Origin of the sequence: Stenotrophomonas sp. PFBMAA-4, from assembly GCF_030053215.1 — a bacterium.
Lineage (GTDB): Bacteria > Pseudomonadota > Gammaproteobacteria > Xanthomonadales > Xanthomonadaceae > Stenotrophomonas.
Window position 1 is genome coordinate 127,635 of sequence record NZ_JASGBW010000008.1, and the last position, 16,314, is coordinate 143,948.

The 16,314-nt window shown below is 68.2% G+C and carries 15 protein-coding genes; 11 read left to right on the forward strand and 4 right to left on the reverse strand.

What is annotated here, in order from left to right:
- Positions 1 to 188: 188 nt before the first annotated feature.
- From QMZ26_RS07660 to QMZ26_RS07680, 5 genes are all read left to right on the forward strand, one after another.
- Complete coding sequence (locus tag QMZ26_RS07660; protein ID WP_283221077.1) at positions 189 to 1,160, forward strand: aldo/keto reductase; 972 nt, start codon at positions 189 to 191, stop codon at positions 1,158 to 1,160.
- Between the two features lie 167 nt (positions 1,161 to 1,327).
- Positions 1,328 to 1,522, forward strand: a complete 195-nt coding sequence (locus tag QMZ26_RS07665) for a hemin uptake protein HemP (protein WP_005412278.1) — start codon at positions 1,328 to 1,330, stop codon at positions 1,520 to 1,522.
- 149 nt (positions 1,523 to 1,671) lie between these two features.
- Complete coding sequence (locus tag QMZ26_RS07670) at positions 1,672 to 3,858, forward strand: TonB-dependent hemoglobin/transferrin/lactoferrin family receptor (RefSeq protein ID WP_283221078.1); 2,187 nt, start codon at positions 1,672 to 1,674, stop codon at positions 3,856 to 3,858.
- A gap of 5 nt (positions 3,859 to 3,863) precedes the next feature.
- On the forward strand, positions 3,864 to 4,466 hold the full coding sequence (locus QMZ26_RS07675; RefSeq protein WP_283221079.1) for a Hemin transport protein: 603 nt from the start codon (positions 3,864 to 3,866) through the stop codon (positions 4,464 to 4,466).
- Between the two features lie 71 nt (positions 4,467 to 4,537).
- A complete protein-coding gene (locus QMZ26_RS07680; RefSeq protein WP_283221080.1) occupies positions 4,538 to 5,464 on the forward strand; it encodes a DUF6607 family protein in 927 nt (308 codons plus the stop codon).
- Between the two features lie 188 nt (positions 5,465 to 5,652).
- Here QMZ26_RS07680 and QMZ26_RS07685 read toward each other — a convergent pair whose 3' ends face one another.
- From QMZ26_RS07685 to QMZ26_RS07695, 3 genes are all read right to left on the reverse strand, one after another.
- Positions 5,653 to 6,006, reverse strand: a complete 354-nt coding sequence (locus tag QMZ26_RS07685) for a DMT family protein (RefSeq protein WP_079220666.1) — start codon at positions 6,004 to 6,006, stop codon at positions 5,653 to 5,655.
- 68 nt (positions 6,007 to 6,074) lie between these two features.
- On the reverse strand, positions 6,075 to 8,591 hold the full coding sequence (locus QMZ26_RS07690) for an FtsX-like permease family protein (protein WP_283221081.1): 2,517 nt from the start codon (positions 8,589 to 8,591) through the stop codon (positions 6,075 to 6,077).
- Positions 8,588 to 9,235, reverse strand: coding sequence for an ATP-binding cassette domain-containing protein (locus QMZ26_RS07695; protein ID WP_345782666.1), 648 nt, complete (start codon positions 9,233 to 9,235; stop codon positions 8,588 to 8,590). Before QMZ26_RS07695 ends, QMZ26_RS07690 begins: the two co-directional genes overlap by 4 nt.
- A 75-nt stretch (positions 9,236 to 9,310) precedes the next feature.
- Between QMZ26_RS07695 and QMZ26_RS07700 the strand changes: the two genes are divergently transcribed.
- From QMZ26_RS07700 to QMZ26_RS07710, 3 genes are all read left to right on the forward strand, one after another.
- Positions 9,311 to 9,955, forward strand: a complete 645-nt coding sequence (locus QMZ26_RS07700) for an arylesterase (protein ID WP_200733775.1) — start codon at positions 9,311 to 9,313, stop codon at positions 9,953 to 9,955.
- A gap of 87 nt (positions 9,956 to 10,042) precedes the next feature.
- Positions 10,043 to 10,756, forward strand: a complete 714-nt coding sequence (locus QMZ26_RS07705; protein ID WP_002811889.1) for a response regulator transcription factor — start codon at positions 10,043 to 10,045, stop codon at positions 10,754 to 10,756.
- A gap of 150 nt (positions 10,757 to 10,906) precedes the next feature.
- A complete protein-coding gene (locus QMZ26_RS07710) occupies positions 10,907 to 12,178 on the forward strand; it encodes a HAMP domain-containing sensor histidine kinase (RefSeq protein WP_283221083.1) in 1,272 nt (423 codons plus the stop codon).
- 167 nt (positions 12,179 to 12,345) lie between these two features.
- Here QMZ26_RS07710 and QMZ26_RS07715 read toward each other — a convergent pair whose 3' ends face one another.
- Positions 12,346 to 13,047 (reverse strand): SGNH/GDSL hydrolase family protein, encoded by a 702-nt coding sequence (locus QMZ26_RS07715; protein ID WP_079220671.1) that lies wholly within the window; start codon positions 13,045 to 13,047, stop codon positions 12,346 to 12,348.
- Positions 13,048 to 13,260: 213 nt separating this feature from the next.
- Between QMZ26_RS07715 and QMZ26_RS07720 the strand changes: the two genes are divergently transcribed.
- The 3 genes from QMZ26_RS07720 to QMZ26_RS07730 all read left to right on the forward strand — a co-directional run bounded on the left by QMZ26_RS07720 (position 13,261) and on the right by QMZ26_RS07730 (position 15,841).
- Positions 13,261 to 13,656: a diacylglycerol kinase gene (locus QMZ26_RS07720; protein ID WP_283221084.1), complete on the forward strand. Its 396-nt coding sequence runs from the start codon at positions 13,261 to 13,263 to the stop codon at positions 13,654 to 13,656.
- 33 nt (positions 13,657 to 13,689) lie between these two features.
- Entirely contained in the window at positions 13,690 to 14,439 is a 750-nt protein-coding gene (locus QMZ26_RS07725; RefSeq protein ID WP_079220673.1) for a TerC family protein, read from the forward strand.
- A gap of 241 nt (positions 14,440 to 14,680) precedes the next feature.
- Positions 14,681 to 15,841: an MFS transporter gene (locus QMZ26_RS07730; RefSeq protein WP_283221085.1), complete on the forward strand. Its 1,161-nt coding sequence runs from the start codon at positions 14,681 to 14,683 to the stop codon at positions 15,839 to 15,841.
- Positions 15,842 to 16,314 lie beyond the last annotated feature (473 nt).

Below are 16,314 nucleotides of genomic sequence, written 5' to 3' on the forward strand. Positions count from 1 at the left end.
AGCTCCCCCCGGGGGCGCGCGAAAAACGGGAAGCCTAGTGCAGGGCCGGGGCTGGGGCAAGGAAAAGCAGCGTGCGCGGGCCCATCGGCAGCGAACAAGCCAGCAACGGCAAGGGGTTGCCGCCGCCGGGGCCGGGTAGAATGGGGTTCGATCCCGGCCCGTATGCGGGCCTGCAACAGGAGAATCGCATGCTCTATCGTCGCCTCGGCTCTACCGGCCTGCCGGTGTCCGCCCTGTCCTTCGGTGCCTGGGTGACCTTCGGCGACCAGGTGCCGCGTGACGAGGCCCGCAACCTGATCGCTGCCGCCTGGGATCACGGCATCAACTTCTTCGACAACGCCGAGGGCTATGCCAACGGCCGCGCCGAGCAGGTGATGGGCGATGTGATTGCCGACCTGCGCCTGCCGCGCGACGGCTACTGCGTGTCCAGCAAGGTGTTCTTCGGCAGCGCCCAGGACCCGCGCCCGACCCAGCGCGGCCTGTCGCGCAAGCATGTGACCGACGCCTGCCATGCCGCGCTCAAGCGCCTGCGCGTGGACTACCTGGACCTTTATTACTGCCACCGCCCGGATCCGGACGCGCCGATCGCCGAGACCGTGCATGCCATGGACACCCTGGTCCGGCAGGGCAAGGTGCTCTACTGGGGCACCTCCGAGTGGTCGGCCACGCAGATCGAGGAAGCGGTGGACATCGCCGCCCGCCACAACTGGCAGGCACCGTCGATGGAACAGCCGCAGTACAACCTGCTGCACCGCGAGCGGGTGGAAGTGGAATACGCCCCGCTGTACGCCAGCGCCGGGCTGGGCACCACCATTTTCTCGCCGCTGGCCTCGGGCCTGCTCAGTGGCAAGTACGACCAGGGCATTCCGGCCGACGCACGGCTTGGCCGCGAGGGCATGGGCTGGCTGCAGGACCTGGTGCTGGGCCAGAACGCGGCCGTGCGCCTGGCCCAGGTGCGCCGCTTCAGCGAGGTCGCCGCCGAGCTGGGCCATGCCCCGGCCAGCCTCGCCATCGCCTGGTGCCTGCGCAATCCCAACGTCTCCAGCGTGATCCTCGGCGCCAGCCGGGTCAGCCAGCTGCTGCAGAACATGCAGGCGCTGGATGTGCTGCAGCAGGTGGACGATGCCGGCTGGGCGCGGGTGGAAGCGGTCTTCGCCTGACCGCCACGGCGCGCGGATCGGTCCGTCGATCCGCGCCTTCAATTGATGTGATCTATCGAAATCGTGAATTCGATCATAAATCCCATCAATGGAAGTGAGAATGGTTGTTGATTGTCAACTGAGAATCATTATCATCTAAATCGTCCCTCGCACGAGTCCAGATGCTCATGAATGCTCAACCTGTACTGCTGCGCCCCGAAACGCTGACCCTGCGCGACCGCCCGGTGCGTGTCGTTCCGCCGGAAGAAGTGATCGACAGCGAAGCCCTGCTGAAGGGCCGCCGCGAAATCCTGATCCAGCACGGCGACCGTTTCTACCGGCTGCGCCACACCAGCAACGACAAGCTGATCCTGACCAAGTAACGCGGTCTGGTCGCCCGCCTCCCTCCCTCCTGCCGGCAGCTTCGGCAGGGTGGGCGACCCGTCCGCTCCCGCTCTCTCCCCCTCGGCTGTCCGTGCACGCCTGGCGTGCCGGTGGCCGGGGGCTCCCCCTGCCTGATCGATCACCGCCGATGACCCGCCCGACTGCCCTGTCCGTTGCCCTGTGGATGGCCTTACCGCTGTCCGCCCATGCTGCTGCCGATGCCGCGCCCGAAGCGCGCGAATTTGATCGGGTGCAGGTCACCGCCACCCGCACCGAACGTGCGGTCAGCGACGTGGCCGCCACCGTCGATGTGATCGACCGCGAGCAGATGGACCGGCAGCTGGTGCACGACATCAAGGACCTGATCCGCTACGAACCCGGTCTGTCGGCCGGCCGCAGCGCCACCCGCTTCGGCCTGGGCAGCATCCGCATCCGTGGCCTGGACGGCAACCGCGTGCGCATCCAGACCGATGGCATCGCCATGCCGACCAGCTTCAACATCGGCTCGTTCTCCAACGCCAACCGCAACTTCACCGATCTGGACACGCTCAAGCGCGTGGAGATCGTGCGCGGGCCGGCCAGTTCCCTGTACGGCTCGGATGCCCTCGGCGGCGTGGTGGCCTTCGTCACCAAGGACCCGGCCGACTATCTGAAGGACGGCAAGGACAGCTACGCCGGCCTGAAGTTCGGCTATGACGGCGAGTGGAAGGGCCTGCTGGGCGGCGTCACCGGTGCCTGGGGCGGCGAACACTGGAGCGGCATGGTCAACATCAACCATCGCCAGGGCCAGGAAACCGGCAACCAGGGCGACATCCGCAGCCTCGACAAGACCCGCACCGCCGCCAACCCGCAGGATCGCGACGGTCGCAGCGGCCTGGCCAAGCTGGTGTACGCGCCCAGCGAAGACCAGCGTTTCCGGCTGACCGTGGAAGGCAACGAAGACAACACCGATACCAACGTGTTCTCTTCCATCGACCACACCACCACCACCAGCATGAAGGCGCGCGACACGCAGAACCGCACGCGGGTGTCCTTCGCCCATGAAATGGATGCGCTGGACAAGGGCTTCGCCGACAGCCTGCATTGGCAGCTGTACACCCAGCACAGCGAAACCACCCAGATCACTGATGAAGGCCGCGCCAACCGCAGCCGCCGTCATCGCGAGTTCAACTTCGACCAGCGTGCGTGGGGCCTGCAGGCGCAGTTCAACAAGGCGTTCAGCACCGGCAGCGTCGAACACGCGCTGACCTACGGCTTCGACGGCGCGCGCACCGACATCCGCCAGAAGCGCGACGGCTACCAGATGCTGGCCAACGGCCAGGTCACCAGCACGCTGCTGCCGGATGTATTCCCGGTACGCGATTTCCCGATCAGCAAGACCACCGAGCTGGGCCTGTACGCGCAGGATGAAATGCGCCTGGCCGACGGCAGGCTCTCGCTGGTGCCCGGCGTGCGCGTGGACCGCTACGAACTGAAGCCGGAAGTGGACAGCATCTTCGCCGAAGACAATCCCGGCGTGCCCGTGTCCAAGCTGAGCAAGACCAGCGTGTCGCCGAAGTTCGGCCTGGTCTACCGCTTCACCGATGCGTGGTCGCTGTTTGCCGGCTATTCGCGCGGCTTCCGCTCGCCGCCGTACAACGACGTCAATCTCGGCTTCACCAACTTCGCGTTCGGCTACACCGCCATTCCGAACCCGGACCTCAAGCCGGAAACCAGTGATGGCGTGGAGCTGGGCCTGCGGTTCGTCGCACCGGTGGCGTATGTCAGCCTCAGCGGCTACTACAACGATTACAAGGATTTCATCGAGTCGCAGTCGCTGGTCGGCACCAACGACCAGGGCCTGATGGTGTTCCAGTCGCGCAACATCGCCGACGCGCGCATCTACGGTGCCGAACTGAAGGCCGGCGTGGATTTCGGCCAGGTCAGCCCGGCGCTGCAGGGCTGGGCACTGCGCAGTGCGGTGGCCTGGTCGCGCGGTGACAACAAGACCGAAGACACGCCGCTGGATTCCATCGACCCGCTGCGCGGCACCGTCGGCCTGATGTACGACACCGACACCTGGGGCGTCGAACTGGCCGGCACCTTCGTCAAGCGCAAGGACCGCCTTGCAACCGCCACCGCCTACCGCCCGGCCGGCTACGGCGTGGCCGACCTGATGGCGCACTGGAACTTCGCGCCGGGGGCCACCGTCAACGTCGGTGTGTTCAACCTGGGTGACAAACGCTACATCGACTGGTCCAACGTGGGCTCGACCCTGTCGGCCAGCAGCACCGTCCTGGACCGCTATACCAGCCCCGGCCGCACCCTGTCGGCCAGCCTTGCCGTTTCCTGGTGAATCCCATGAGCCGAGCCCTGTCTGCACGTCGCCTGTCGTCCTTCCTGCCGCACCACGCGCTGCAGGCCTGGCCCACGCCGGCGCAGCTGGCCGCGCTGGGCACCGTGCTGTGCCTCTACCACGCCGACAGCAGCGAACTGGGCGGTTGGCGCCAGGCCGTTTCGGTGCACGCCTGCCAGGGCGTGGACAGTGAAGGGGTGCGCGAAAGCCTGTGTTTCCTCGACGGCCGCGGCCGCTGCGTGTGGCGCCTGTACCTGCTGCCGGACAGCGATTTCCTGGCGTGGGATCGGCTGGTGGCGTCGCTGCCGCCGGGCCCGGAACATGATGCCGAAGGCAGTGTCGGCGAGCGCCTGTGGCGGCGCCTGGCCGGCCACCTGGGGGGCCAGCGTTGGCGCCTGTGCGCGCTGCGCCTGCATGCCGCCGATGAAGGCCGCACCCTGGCCGCCAGCCTGTCCACGCTGTCCTCGCTGGGCGCCGCGACGGCGCGCCGCATCGCGCGGCTGGAAGGTGCCGAGGGCGAGCTGTCCATCGATGACTGCTGCTGCGCCGATGCCGCGCGCAGGCCCGCACCCCGCATTCCGGGCGAGCTGCCGCTGGTGCACCTGTAACCCGAACCTGAAGGATCGAATGCGGCCATGGATGGCCACCCCTCGAACGTGACACCCCGAAGGAATTCCAGATGAAGTTGCAGACAGCCAGCGTGATGATGCTGATCGCCGCAAGCGGTGCAGCCAGCGCGCAGCCCTCCGATATCGCCCGTGACCACGCCAGCATCCTGGCCATGCAGGGCGAGTACACCGTGGATTTCGCCTTCGACGAAACCGTGCTGCTGAAGCCGGGCTACGAGCGTGCGCCGGCCATGCGCAGTGGCGGCAACGAAGTGGTGATCGTGGTTGAAGACAGCCCGCGCCGCGTTGTCCTGCAGCACCTGCTGGTGGACGCCAAGAGCGGCCACGTGACCAAGCACTGGCGCCAGGACTGGGTGTATGAAGCCCCCAACCGGTTCGAGTTCAGCGCCGACCAGACCTGGCAGGTACGCACGATCGCAGCGGCCACCAATACGGGCGCCTGGACCCAGTGCGTCTACGAAGTGAGCGACGCCCCGCGCTACTGCGGCACCGGCACCTGGACCTACGACAACAACGTGCCGACCTGGACCAGCGACATCAGCTGGCGCCCCCTGCCGCGCCGCGAATACACCAAGCGCAGCGACTACAACGCGCTGGCCGTGGTCAACCGCCACACGCTCACGCCGAACGGCTGGACCCACGAACAGTTCAACACCAAGGTGCAGCGCAACGCCGATGGCAGCCAGGTGGAGATCGCCCGCGAGTTCGGCTTCAACGACTACATCAAGACCACCGAGGTCGACTTCACCCCGGCGCGCGACTACTGGAAGGCGACCGCTGGCTACTGGGCCAAGGTGCGCCAGCGCTGGGACGGCTTCCTGACCCAGGCCCCGGGCGTGCACCTGAAGACCAAGCTGGATGGCATGGCGATGATCATCCCGCTGTTCACCCAGGCCGACGACATCCAGTCGGGCAAGAAGGTGAAGGACAAGCAGATCGACGAAGTGTTTGCCAAGTACGTGGAAAAGGCCCGGTAACGTCGGGCCGTAACCGCATCCACGCACGACGTGTATCTACCGGGGCTGCATCCACGCATGGCGTGGATCTACCGGAACCGGGCGTCAGTAGATCCGCGCCATGCGTGGATGCCGTCATCCGTCAGTAGATCCACGCCACGCGTGGATGCCGTCATCCGTCAGTAGATCCACGCCACGCGTGGATGCGCTTATTCCTTGAACATCAGGAACGCCGCCAGCACGATCAGCCCGAACGCGGCGTAGTGGTTCCACTTCAGCGGCTGGCCCAGGTAGAACGCGGAGAAAACCGCAAACACCACCAGGGTGATCACTTCCTGCATGCCTTTCAGCTGCGGCGCCGAATACACCGCGCTGCCCAGCCGGTTGCCCGGCACCTGCAGGCAGTACTCGAAGAAAGCGATGCCCCAGCTGACCATGATGACCATCATCAGCGGCGCGCTCTTGTACTTCAGGTGGCCGTACCAGGCGAAGGTCATGAAGATGTTGCTGCCGAGCAGCAGCAACACCGGGTACAGGTAAGCGGCGAACGACGTGCCGGGCATCCGGGCGATCTCATCAGGTGGGGCGCGCAGCATACCGCCGGCCCCACCCGCAGCGTGTCACGGCGGCGTCAGGCCTCGCGCAGGGCCAGCGCCGGCGGGGTGTGCAGGATTGCCCGCGTGCCCCACCAGCCGGCCAGCAGGCTCAGGCCGATGCCGACCAGCCCACCCAGCAGCAGCCCAGGCCAGGGCGGCAGCAGCGGCAGTTCGAACACCTTCTGCGACACCGCCACGCCGATGCCGGCGGCCGCACCCACGGCCAGCAGCGCGGCCAGCGCACCCAGCGCGCCGAACTCCACCAGCACCGCACCGCGCAGCTGCCGCCGCGTGGCCCCCAGCGTGCGCAGCACCGCGCTGTCGTAGCGGCGCTCGCCGGCCGTGGCCTGCAGCGCGGCCAGCAGCACCAGCACGCCGGCCAGCAGGCTGAACACCATCACCAGCTGTACCGCCTGCGCGACGCGGTTCATCACCTCGCGCACCTGCGAGATCACCGCGTCCACATCCAGCAGCGACAGGTTGGGTTGCTCGCGCACCAGCGCACCCAGGCCCGCCGCCTTGCCAGCCGGCAGATGGAACGCTGACAGCAGGTTGTGCGGCGTATCGCCCACCGCGTTGGGGTTGAGCAGCACGAAGAAGTTCGGGCGGAAGGTGTTCCAGTCCGCCTTGCGCACGCTGGTCACGGTGAACTCGCGTTCCTGCTCGCCCACGGCAATGGTGATGCGGTCGCCGGGATACACGCCGTAGCGCTTGGCCCAGCCGATCTCCACCGAGGCTTCCGGCGTGGTGCTGTCGGCCTTCCAGAACGTGCCGTTGACCAGCGTGTTGGCCGGCGGGAAGGTGCTGCGCCAGCTGAAGTTCAACGGCCGGTTCTCGTCATCATCGTCGCGCTGGGCGTCGCCCTGTGCCGGCGTCCCGTTCTGTTCCGGCGTGCGGTCCACGCGCAGCGGCGGCTTGCCGTTGATCGCGATCAGGCGGCCGGTGGCCATCGGTTCAACGCTGGCATCGGCCGCGCCCAGCCCCTGCAGCGCGGCCAGCACGCCGTCGCGCTGTTCGGGCTGGATGTTGATCAGGAAGTAGTTGGGCGTGTTCTCCGGCAGGCGCTCGCGCCATTGCTGCAGCAGGCCGGGGCCGGTCACCGCCAGCAGCAGCAGCGCGCACAGCGACAGCGACAGCCCCACCAGCTGCATCACCGCCAGCATCCGCCGCCGGGTCAGCGCAGCCAGGCCCAGCCGCCAGTTGCCATGCAGGCGGTGCTGCAGGCCGCGCAGCAGCTGCAGCAGCAGGAAGCCGACCACGCCGGCGGCCAGCGCCAGCGCCGCCAGGCCGCCCAGTACCCACAGGGCCAGCTTCAGATCGCCGGTGACCTGCACCGCCAGCAGCAGGCTGGCCCCCAGCGCGGCCACGTAGGCCAGCAGCGAGGCTGGCGGCAGGGCGGCGAAGGAGCGGTTGAGCACGCGCATCGGCGGCACCCCGCGCAGGCGCAGCAGCGGCGGCAGGCCGAAGCCGAACAACAGCAGCAGGCCGATGCCCGCGCCGGTCAGCGCAGGGGTGGCCTCGGGCAGCGGCAGGCGCTGCGGCACCAGGCTGCCCAGCACCTGCACCAGGCCTTCCTGCGCGGCCATGCCCAGGCCGATGCCGAGCACGCAGGCCGGCACCGCCAGCATCAGCAGCTGCAGCGCCAGGCCGGCCAGGATGTCGCGCTGGCGCGCGCCCAGGCAGCGCAGGATCGCCACCTGGTCGATGCGGCGCAGGGCGAAGCGGTTGGCCGCCAGCGCCGTAGCCACGCCGGCCAGCAGCACCGCCAGCAGCGCGCTGAGGCCGAGGAAGCGGCCGGCCAGATCAAACGCCTGGCGCACGCCACGCTGGGTGTCGTCCACGCTCAGCAGGCGCATGCCCTTCACCTGTGGCAGCAGCCACTGCCGGTATGCGGCCACCTGGGCGGGCGCACCGGCCACCATCAACCGGTAGTTGATGCGGCTGCCGGGCCCAAGCAGGCCGGTGCCGTCCACGTCGGCGCGGTTCACCAGCAGGGTGGGGGACAGGGTCAGCAGGTCGCCGCCGGTGTCCGGCTCGGCCTCGATGATGCCGGCCACGCGCAGCGTGCCCACACCGAATTCCAGCGCATCACCCACCTTCAGCCCCAGTGCCTGCAGCAGGCGCGGGTCGGCATAGGCCTGGCCCTGCGGCGGCATGCCGGCATCGGCGATCAGCGCGCCGCCCGGCGTGGCCCGCACCCGCAGCGTGCCGCGCAGCGGATAGCCGGCCTGCACTGCCTTGATGCTGGCCATCTGGCTGGCATCGCCGTTGAACAGCACGCTGCCGAAGCCGGCGATGCGCGTGTGCGCCAGCCCGCGCCGCTGCGCTTCCTCGGCGAAGACCGCGGGCGGATCGCTGCGCCCGGCCACGCCGAGGTCGCCGCCCAGCATCTCGGCCGCGCTGCCGGTCAGGGCCAGGTTGACCCGGTTCACGAGCGTGCCCACGGCGGTCATCACCGCCACGCCCAGCACCAGTGCGGCGAACACCGTCAGCAGGTCACCGGCCAGGGCTTCGCGGCGCAGCGCGCGCCAGGCGTGCCGCAGCAGGTTCATGCCTGTGCCCCGTACTCGACCGCCTGCAGGCGGCCATTGTCGATGCGATGGATGTACTGGCAGCGCTGCGCCAGGCGCAGGTCGTGGGTGACCAGCACCAGGGTGGTGCCGCTGCCGGCATTGAGTTCGAACAGCAGGTCGCTGATGTGCTGGCCGGTGGCCTGGTCCAACGAACCGGTGGGTTCATCGGCGAACAGGATGCGCGGGCGGGTGACGAAGGCGCGGGCCACGGCGACGCGCTGCTGTTCGCCACCGGACAGCTGCCGTGGGTAATGGCGGGCACGGTGCGACAGGCCGACCTGGGCCAGCACTTCATCGACCCGCGCGCGGTCCTCGCGGCCGGCCAGTTCCAGCGGCAGTGCGACGTTTTCGGCCGCCGTCAGCGCCGGCAGCAGGTGGAAGCTCTGGAACACGAAGCCCACTTCGCGCGCACGCAGCTGCGCCCGGGTTTCCTCGTCCAGCGTGCCCAGCGACTGCCCGGCCAGGGTGATGCCACCTCGGCTGGGCAGGTCCAGCCCGGCCAGCAGGCCGAGCAGGGTGGTCTTGCCGGAACCGGAGGCCCCGACAATCGCCACGCTGGTGCCTTCATGTACCGTGAGGGTGATGTTGTCCAGTATGTGGACTTCACCCTCCGGGCCATGCACGGATTTGCCGACCTGGTCGACGGCGATGGCGACGGACGCGCTGCGGGGGGACAGGCTGTCGATGAGGAGACTCCAATGCGCATTACAGGGTGGAGCCGGCAAGCCGGCACGATGATGGTGCTGCTGCTAGGGTTGCTGCTGTGGTCCGGGCTGGCGTGTGCCAAAGGTCCGGCCGGCACGGTGCTGGTGCTCGGCGACAGCCTCAGTGCTGCCCACAATATCCCGACCGACGCGGGCTGGGTCAGCCTGCTGGACAAGCGGGTCAGGCAGCAGTCGAAAACCCCGCCGCGCATCGTCAACGCCAGCATGAGCGGGGAAACCACCGCTGGCGCGCTGACCCGCCTGCCGGGCCTGCTGGCCAGGGAGAAGCCGACCGTGGTGGTCATTGCCCTGGGGGGCAACGACGCGCTGCGTGGGCTGACCCCGGCGCAGGTGCAGGGCAACCTGGAAAAGATGCTGCTGGCCAGCCGCGCCGCCGGGGCCAAGGTGCTGCTGCTGGGCATCGACGTGCCACCCAACTACGGCCCGGCCTACCGCCAGCGCCTGGCCGCCGCCTACCGCGCGCTGGCCGACAGGTACCAGGTGCCGCTGCTGCCGTTCCTGCTGGAAGGCGTGGCCCTGCAGCCGGGGCTGATGCAGGCCGACGGCCTGCACCCCACCGCGCAGGCCCAGCCGAAGGTGCTGGACAACGTCTGGCCGCTGCTCAAGCCGCTGCTGTGAATCTTTTTTCAGCGTCTTGACGGAACTTCACATCGCGTCCACCGTCGATCGGGCATGTTTCACAAAGCTGAAGAAAGAGGGACTCACATGCGTCAGACGAAGGAGACTTCCGGCTTGGTGCTGGTGGTCGAGGACAACCGCAACATCTCCGAGATGATCGGCGAATACCTGGAAGGCCGTGGCTTCGAGGTGGACTATGCGCAGGATGGCCTGGACGGCTACCGTCTGGCGGCTGAAAACAGCTACGACGTGGTCGTGCTGGACCTGATGCTGCCGCGCCTGGATGGCATCGAAGTGTGCCGCCGCCTGCGCAACGATGCACGCAAGTCGACCCCGGTGCTGATGCTGACCGCGCGCGATACGCTGGACGACAAGCTCACCGGCCTGGGGTTTGGTGCCGATGACTACCTGACCAAGCCGTTCGCCATCCAGGAACTGGAAGCCCGCCTGCGCGCGCTGATCCGCCGCGAACGTCGCCAGGTGGGTTCGGAAGTGCTCAAGGTCGCCGACCTGGTGCTCGATCCGGTCAGCATGCGGGCCACCCGCGCCGGTACCGAACTGCAGCTCTCGCCCATCGGCCTGCGCCTGCTGACCATCCTGATGCGGGAATCGCCCCGCGTGGTCACCCGCCAGGAAATCGAGCGCGAGATCTGGGGCAACGGGCTGCCGGATTCGGACACCCTGCGCAGCCACCTGTACAACCTGCGCAAGATCATCGACAAGCCGTTCGACCGTCCGCTGCTGCACACCGTGCAGAGTGCCGGTTACCGCATCGCCGACATCGCCCAGCCGATGGCCTGAAGGGTGCCGGCGCAGGAACAGGCCCGCCCCGGCTCCGGCCGGGTCGCGGGGCAGGGAACGGGCCGTCGGCCGCACGCGGGGTCATCCCCCGTGCACGTCGCCGGCACGTCGCGCTGCCTATAATCGCAGCGCTTCAACCGGGACCCCGCAATGCCGCACGGCCTGCCGCGCAAGATCCGTATCGCTTTCATCCTGCAGGCAGTGCTGGCCAGCGTGGGCATCCTGCTCGGTGCCTGGCTGGTCTCGCTGGTGATCAAGCACAGCCTGGTGGGCGCCGCCCTGCGCGAAGAGGCGGCCTACTACTGGACGCTGCACGAGGCCTCGCCCGCGCAGCCGCCGCCCAACACCCAGAACATCCGTGGTTACCTGCTCGAGCGCGGGCGCTCCAGCCTGTCGCTGCCGGCCAACCTGCGCACGCTTGAACCCGGTTTCCACGAACTGCCCGACGATGACCAGCTGGTGCTGGTCGATGCCCGGGCCGAAGGCCGCCTGTACCTGGTGTTCCTGCGCTCGCGCGCGGAAATGCTGGCCTTCTGGTTCGGCATCGTGCCAGTGCTGCTGACCCTGCTGGCGGTGTATGGCGCCAGTTGGGTGACCTACCGTGCGTCCAAGCGGCTGGTATCGCCGGTGAACTGGCTGGCGCGCCGGGTGTCGCGTTGGGACCCCGGCCACCCCGAAGCAGCCGACCTGGAGCCGGACAAGCTGCCCGCCGACATGCAGGGCGAGACCCGCCAGCTGGCGGCCGCGCTGCATTCACTGGCCAACCGGGTCACCGACCACGTGGCCCGCGAACGCAACTTCACCCGCGATGCCAGCCACGAGCTGCGCACGCCGCTCACCGTGATCCGCGTGGCCAGCGACATGGCGCTGGGCGATGACAGCCTGGAACCGCGCCTGCGCCGCAGCCTGCAGCGCATCCAGCGCGCCGGGCGGGACATGGAAGCGGTGATCGATGCGTTCCTGATCCTGGCCCGTGAGGCCGACATCGAACCGCAGATCGAGCTGTTCGATGTCAACGACATCGTCCGCTACGAGGTGGACAACGCCAACGAACTGCTGGGCAACCGCCCGGTGGCGGTGCACCTGCACAGTGGCGGCCCGGTGCAGCTGCATGCCCCGCCGCGCGTGCTGCAGGTGGTGGTCAGCAACCTGGTGCGCAACGCCTGCAACTACACCGACGAAGGCCGCATCGACGTGCAGGTCGAGCCTGACCGGGTGGTGGTGCGGGATACCGGCATCGGCATGTCGGCCGAGGCGCTGGCCCGCGCGTTCGAGCCGTTCTACCGCGCCGAGCCGGACCGCCCGCAGGGCACCGGCCTGGGCCTGTCGATCGTGCGCCGGCTGTGCGACCGCTTCGGCTGGAAGGTCGCCTTGGCCAGCGAGCCGGGCAAGGGCACCGAAGCGACGGTCATCTTCCGCTGACCCACGACGCCGGGCATGGCCCGGCGCTACCGGGGTCGGATCCCGTTGCCACGCACCGGGCTCTGACCCCATGCCGGTTCGGCGCGGAAACCCTGCGCCGCCGGGCATGGTCTGGCGCTACCAGTAGATCCACGCCATGCGTGGATGAATCCCGGGTCACGCCCTGCTCAATCGCACTTCACCTTCGGCGCCACCGCCTTGGTCCAGATCGCGTAGCCGGCCGGGGTCATGTGCAGCATGTCCTCGCGGAACAGCTTCGCATCCGGCTGGCCATCGGCACCCAGCATCGGGGTGTAGATGTCGGTGTAGCCAGTGTTGGGCAGCTTGGCCAGGGCGGCCTTGATCATCGCGTTGGCCTGGTTGATCGCCGGCAGCAGGTGCGCGCGCGACGGGCTGGGCTTGATCGACAGGTATTCCACCTTGGTCTTCGGCAGGTCGCGATGCACGCGCTGCACGAAGGCCACCACGTCATCGCGGACCTGGGTCGCGCTGCGGCCGCTGTTGAGGTCGTTGTCGCCGGCATAGAAGAACACCTTGCACGGCGCATACGGCACCACGACCTGGCCGGCATACCAGGTGCTGTCGCGCACTTCCGAACCGCCGAAGCCACGGTTGAATACCGGCTGGCCGGGGAAGTCCTGGGCCAGGCTCTCCCAGAAGCGGATCGAGGAACTGCCGATGAACTCGATGCCACCGCGCGGCGGCGGGTTGCTCTGGTCGGCCTTGAGGAAGCTGGCCATGTCGCCTTCCCAGGCCACGTTGGACACCTGTTCGGGTACGCGTGGCGGGGCCGGCGGGCTCAACGCCTGGGCGAGCGGGGCCAGGGTCAGCAATCCAAGCGACAGCAGGCAGGTACGGGCGACGGACATCAGGGGCTCCAGCAAGGGCAGGGGACACCCATCATAGGAGTTCGCCGCGGTGCTGCGCTTGCCGATGGCGGGTCGTTGGCCGGCCCGCGCGGGGTGCCGCCGCCGCCCTTGTGGCAAAATGGGGGCTGTCTGCCCATTCCTGTGCACCCATGATTGCCTGCCGTGCGTCTGAGCGGTCGCTGCGCCGCGCCCCTGTTGCTGGATGTTCCATCCGTGGCTGATCAGTTCGGCCACATGCCCCGCGGCCCGCGCCGCATCTTCCAGGCCGCCCGCTGGTCCTGGCAGGGCCTGCGTGCTGCCTGGCTGCACGAGTCCTCGTTCCGGCTGGAGGTCTACCTGCTGGTGCTGCTGACCCCGCTGGCGCTGTGGCTGGGCCAGACCCCGGTCGAGCGCACGCTGATGATCGGCTCGATGCTGCTGGTGCTGGCGATGGAACTGGCCAACTCGGCCATCGAAGCGGTCATCGAGCGCTACGGCGCCGAGATCCACGAGCTGGCCGGCCGCGCCAAGGACATGGGCTCGGCGGCCGTCTTCGTGCTGATGATGAACGTGCTGCTGTGCTGGGCGCTGGTCGTGGTGCCCCACCTGCTGGCCGGCGCTTACGCCTGAACCCCCATTCCCCCACTGTCCTGAAGAGTTTCCATGTCCTTTGAGTTCCTCGCCGACCCCAATGCCTGGGTAACCCTGTTTACCCTCAGCGCCCTGGAAATCGTGCTCGGCATCGACAACCTGGTGTTCATCTCCATCGCCGTCAGCAAGCTGCCGGAAGAGCGCCGCCCGTTCGCCCGCAAGCTCGGCATCGCCGTGGCCTGCATCACCCGCATCGGCCTGCTGGTATCGCTGGCCTATCTGGCGCACATGGCCGCCAACCTGTTCACCGTGGCCGGCATGGGTATCTCCATCCGCGACCTGGTGCTGATCGTCGGTGGCCTGTTCCTGATCATCAAGGGCTACATGGAGATCAAGGAGCTGATCACTGGTGGCGAGGATGAAGACCCCACCACCACCAAGGCCTCGGCCGTGTTCGGCTACGTCATCGCGCAGATCGCGGTCATCGACATCGTGTTCTCGCTGGATTCGGTGATCACCGCCGTCGGCATCGCCGACCACATCCCGGTGATGGTCGCCGCCATCCTGCTGTCGGTGCTGGTGATGCTGCTGGCCGCCAACCCGCTGGGCCGCTTCATCGATGCCAACCCGACGGTGAAGATGCTGGCCCTGGCCTTCATCCTGCTGATCGGCGCGGTGCTGATCCTGGACGGCCTGGACGTGCACGTGCCCAAGCCCTACATCTACGCCGCGATGGGCTTCTCGGTGCTGGTGGAGTGGCTGAACCTGCTGATGCGCCGCCGCGCACGCGACCACCACGTGCCGGGCGCCGGCAACTGGTAAGCGATCCACCCAGGACCCCCGGCACTGCCGGGGGTTCTGCGTTGTGGGGCCGCCGCGCTCGCCGGGCATGGCCCGGCGCTACCGTTCGTGGTGAGGTCTGGTAGCGCCGGGCCATGCCCGGCGGAATGCGGCCACCACCTGTGAACCGGGGTCAACACTGTTTTCCCGCGGCGAGGCTTAATCGGCGGCGGCAAAGCGCGCAGGCTACGCAGCTTCCCGTTTCCTCCCCACAGGAACCCCCATGAATTCCAGAGCCGCCCTGCTTGCGCTGGCCGTCGGTGCCTTCGGCATCGGCACCACCGAGTTCACCCCGATGGGCCTGCTGCCCGTCATCGCCAGTGGCGTGGGTGTCAGCATCCCCACCGCCGGCATGCTGATCACCGCGTACGCCGTGGGCGTGATGGTCGGCGCGCCGATCATGACCCTGCTGATGGGCCGCTTCTCGCGGCGTACCGCGCTGATGCTGCTGATGTCGATCTTCATCGTCGGCAACCTGCTGTCCGCGCTGGCACCCAACTACGGCCTGCTGCTGCTGTCGCGGCTGGTCACCAGCCTCAACCACGGTGCCTTCTTCGGCATCGGTGCGGTGGTGGCGGCCAGCCTGGTGCCGAAGGAAAAGCAGGCGGCTGCGGTGGCGACCATGTTCATGGGCCTGACCATCGCCAACATCGGCGGCGTGCCGCTGGCTACCTGGGTCGGCCAGCAGCTGGGCTGGCGCCTGGCGTTTGCCGGCACCGCGGTGCTGGGCGTGGTGGCGATCACCGCGCTTGCCCTGGCCCTGCCGGCCTCGGCGCCGGGCGCGCGGCCGGACGTGCGCCGTGAGCTGAAGGCGATCCTGCAGCCGCAGGTGCTGCTGGCGATGGCGACCACGGTGCTGGGTGCTGGCGCCATGTTCACGCTCTACACCTACGTGGCGCCGGTGCTGACTGAGTTGACGGGTGCATCGAATGCGTTCATCGCGATGTCGCTGGCGCTGATCGGCATAGGCTTCACCGTCGGCAACGGCATCGGTGGGCGCTTGGCCGACTGGTCGCTGGATGGCGCCACCCGCATCCTGCTGGCGGCGCTGGCCGTGCTGATGTTCGTGCTGCCGCTGGCCTTCATGCATCACGCCACTGCGGCACTGGGTGTACTGCTGTTCGGTGCGGCGACCTTCGCCATCGTGCCGCCGCTGCAGATCCGGGTGATGCAGGCGGCGACCGAGGCACCGGGCCTGGCGTCGTCGATCAACGTGGGTGCGTTCAACCTGGGCAATGCGGTGGGTGCCGCGCTGGGTGGCGCGGTGATCAGCGCGGGGCTGGGCTATGCGGCGATTCCGGTGGCCGGTGGGTTGCTGGCGGCGGCGGGGTTGCTGCTGGCGTGGCTGGGGCGGATGCGCGCGCCGGTGGCTGAGGCCTGCTGAGGGATGTGGGGTTCCGGCAGGGCTTGCAGCCCTGCACCCGCAGAGGCAAGAGCCGAAGCAAGATCAAAAGCGGTGCTGGTTTTCTGCTGGCTGGGCGGGACGGTGTGGGCTTGCAGGACACGCCGTAAACCCGTCCATGGGGGCTCGTAGGCGCCATCCATGGCGCCTGCGGTCCTGCAAGCCCACACCGCCCCACCCCCGACAGGTCCACTCGGCTGTTGGTGGGTGCCGACCGTTGGTCGGCACGAATGCCTGGAGCATGGGCTTTTGACTTTGCTTTTGCTTTTGCTCTTTTTGATCTTTCCCGCGGTGCCAGGAAACCGTCCGTGGCCGGGAGGGTGGGTTGGCTGGGGGCGCGAGCGCCATGGATGGCGCTCACGAGCCTCCATGGACGGATTGTGGTGGTCTAATCAACTTGGACACTCGATAGGATCAATTTCGAGGATCGAGATAACCCATGGCAAAACAGATCA

Excerpts from the sequence above, each read along its gene's own strand:
- QMZ26_RS07700 (WP_200733775.1), top strand. The coding sequence starts at position 9,311 with ATGCGCATTACAGGGTGGAGCCGGCAAGCCGGCACGATGATGGTGCTG.
- QMZ26_RS07660 (WP_283221077.1), top strand. The coding sequence starts at position 189 with ATGCTCTATCGTCGCCTCGGCTCTACCGGCCTGCCGGTGTCCGCCCTG.
- QMZ26_RS07675 (WP_283221079.1), top strand. The coding sequence starts at position 3,864 with ATGAGCCGAGCCCTGTCTGCACGTCGCCTGTCGTCCTTCCTGCCGCAC.
- QMZ26_RS07710 (WP_283221083.1), top strand. The coding sequence starts at position 10,907 with ATGCCGCACGGCCTGCCGCGCAAGATCCGTATCGCTTTCATCCTGCAG.
- QMZ26_RS07670 (WP_283221078.1), top strand. The coding sequence starts at position 1,672 with ATGACCCGCCCGACTGCCCTGTCCGTTGCCCTGTGGATGGCCTTACCG.
- QMZ26_RS07705 (WP_002811889.1), top strand. The coding sequence starts at position 10,043 with ATGCGTCAGACGAAGGAGACTTCCGGCTTGGTGCTGGTGGTCGAGGAC.
- QMZ26_RS07730 (WP_283221085.1), top strand. The coding sequence starts at position 14,681 with ATGAATTCCAGAGCCGCCCTGCTTGCGCTGGCCGTCGGTGCCTTCGGC.
- QMZ26_RS07715 (WP_079220671.1), bottom strand. The coding sequence starts at position 13,047 with ATGTCCGTCGCCCGTACCTGCCTGCTGTCGCTTGGATTGCTGACCCTG.
- QMZ26_RS07665 (WP_005412278.1), top strand. The coding sequence starts at position 1,328 with ATGAATGCTCAACCTGTACTGCTGCGCCCCGAAACGCTGACCCTGCGC.
- QMZ26_RS07690 (WP_283221081.1), bottom strand. The coding sequence starts at position 8,591 with ATGAACCTGCTGCGGCACGCCTGGCGCGCGCTGCGCCGCGAAGCCCTG.
- QMZ26_RS07685 (WP_079220666.1), bottom strand. The coding sequence starts at position 6,006 with ATGCCCGGCACGTCGTTCGCCGCTTACCTGTACCCGGTGTTGCTGCTG.
- QMZ26_RS07725 (WP_079220673.1), top strand. The coding sequence starts at position 13,690 with ATGTCCTTTGAGTTCCTCGCCGACCCCAATGCCTGGGTAACCCTGTTT.
- QMZ26_RS07680 (WP_283221080.1), top strand. The coding sequence starts at position 4,538 with ATGAAGTTGCAGACAGCCAGCGTGATGATGCTGATCGCCGCAAGCGGT.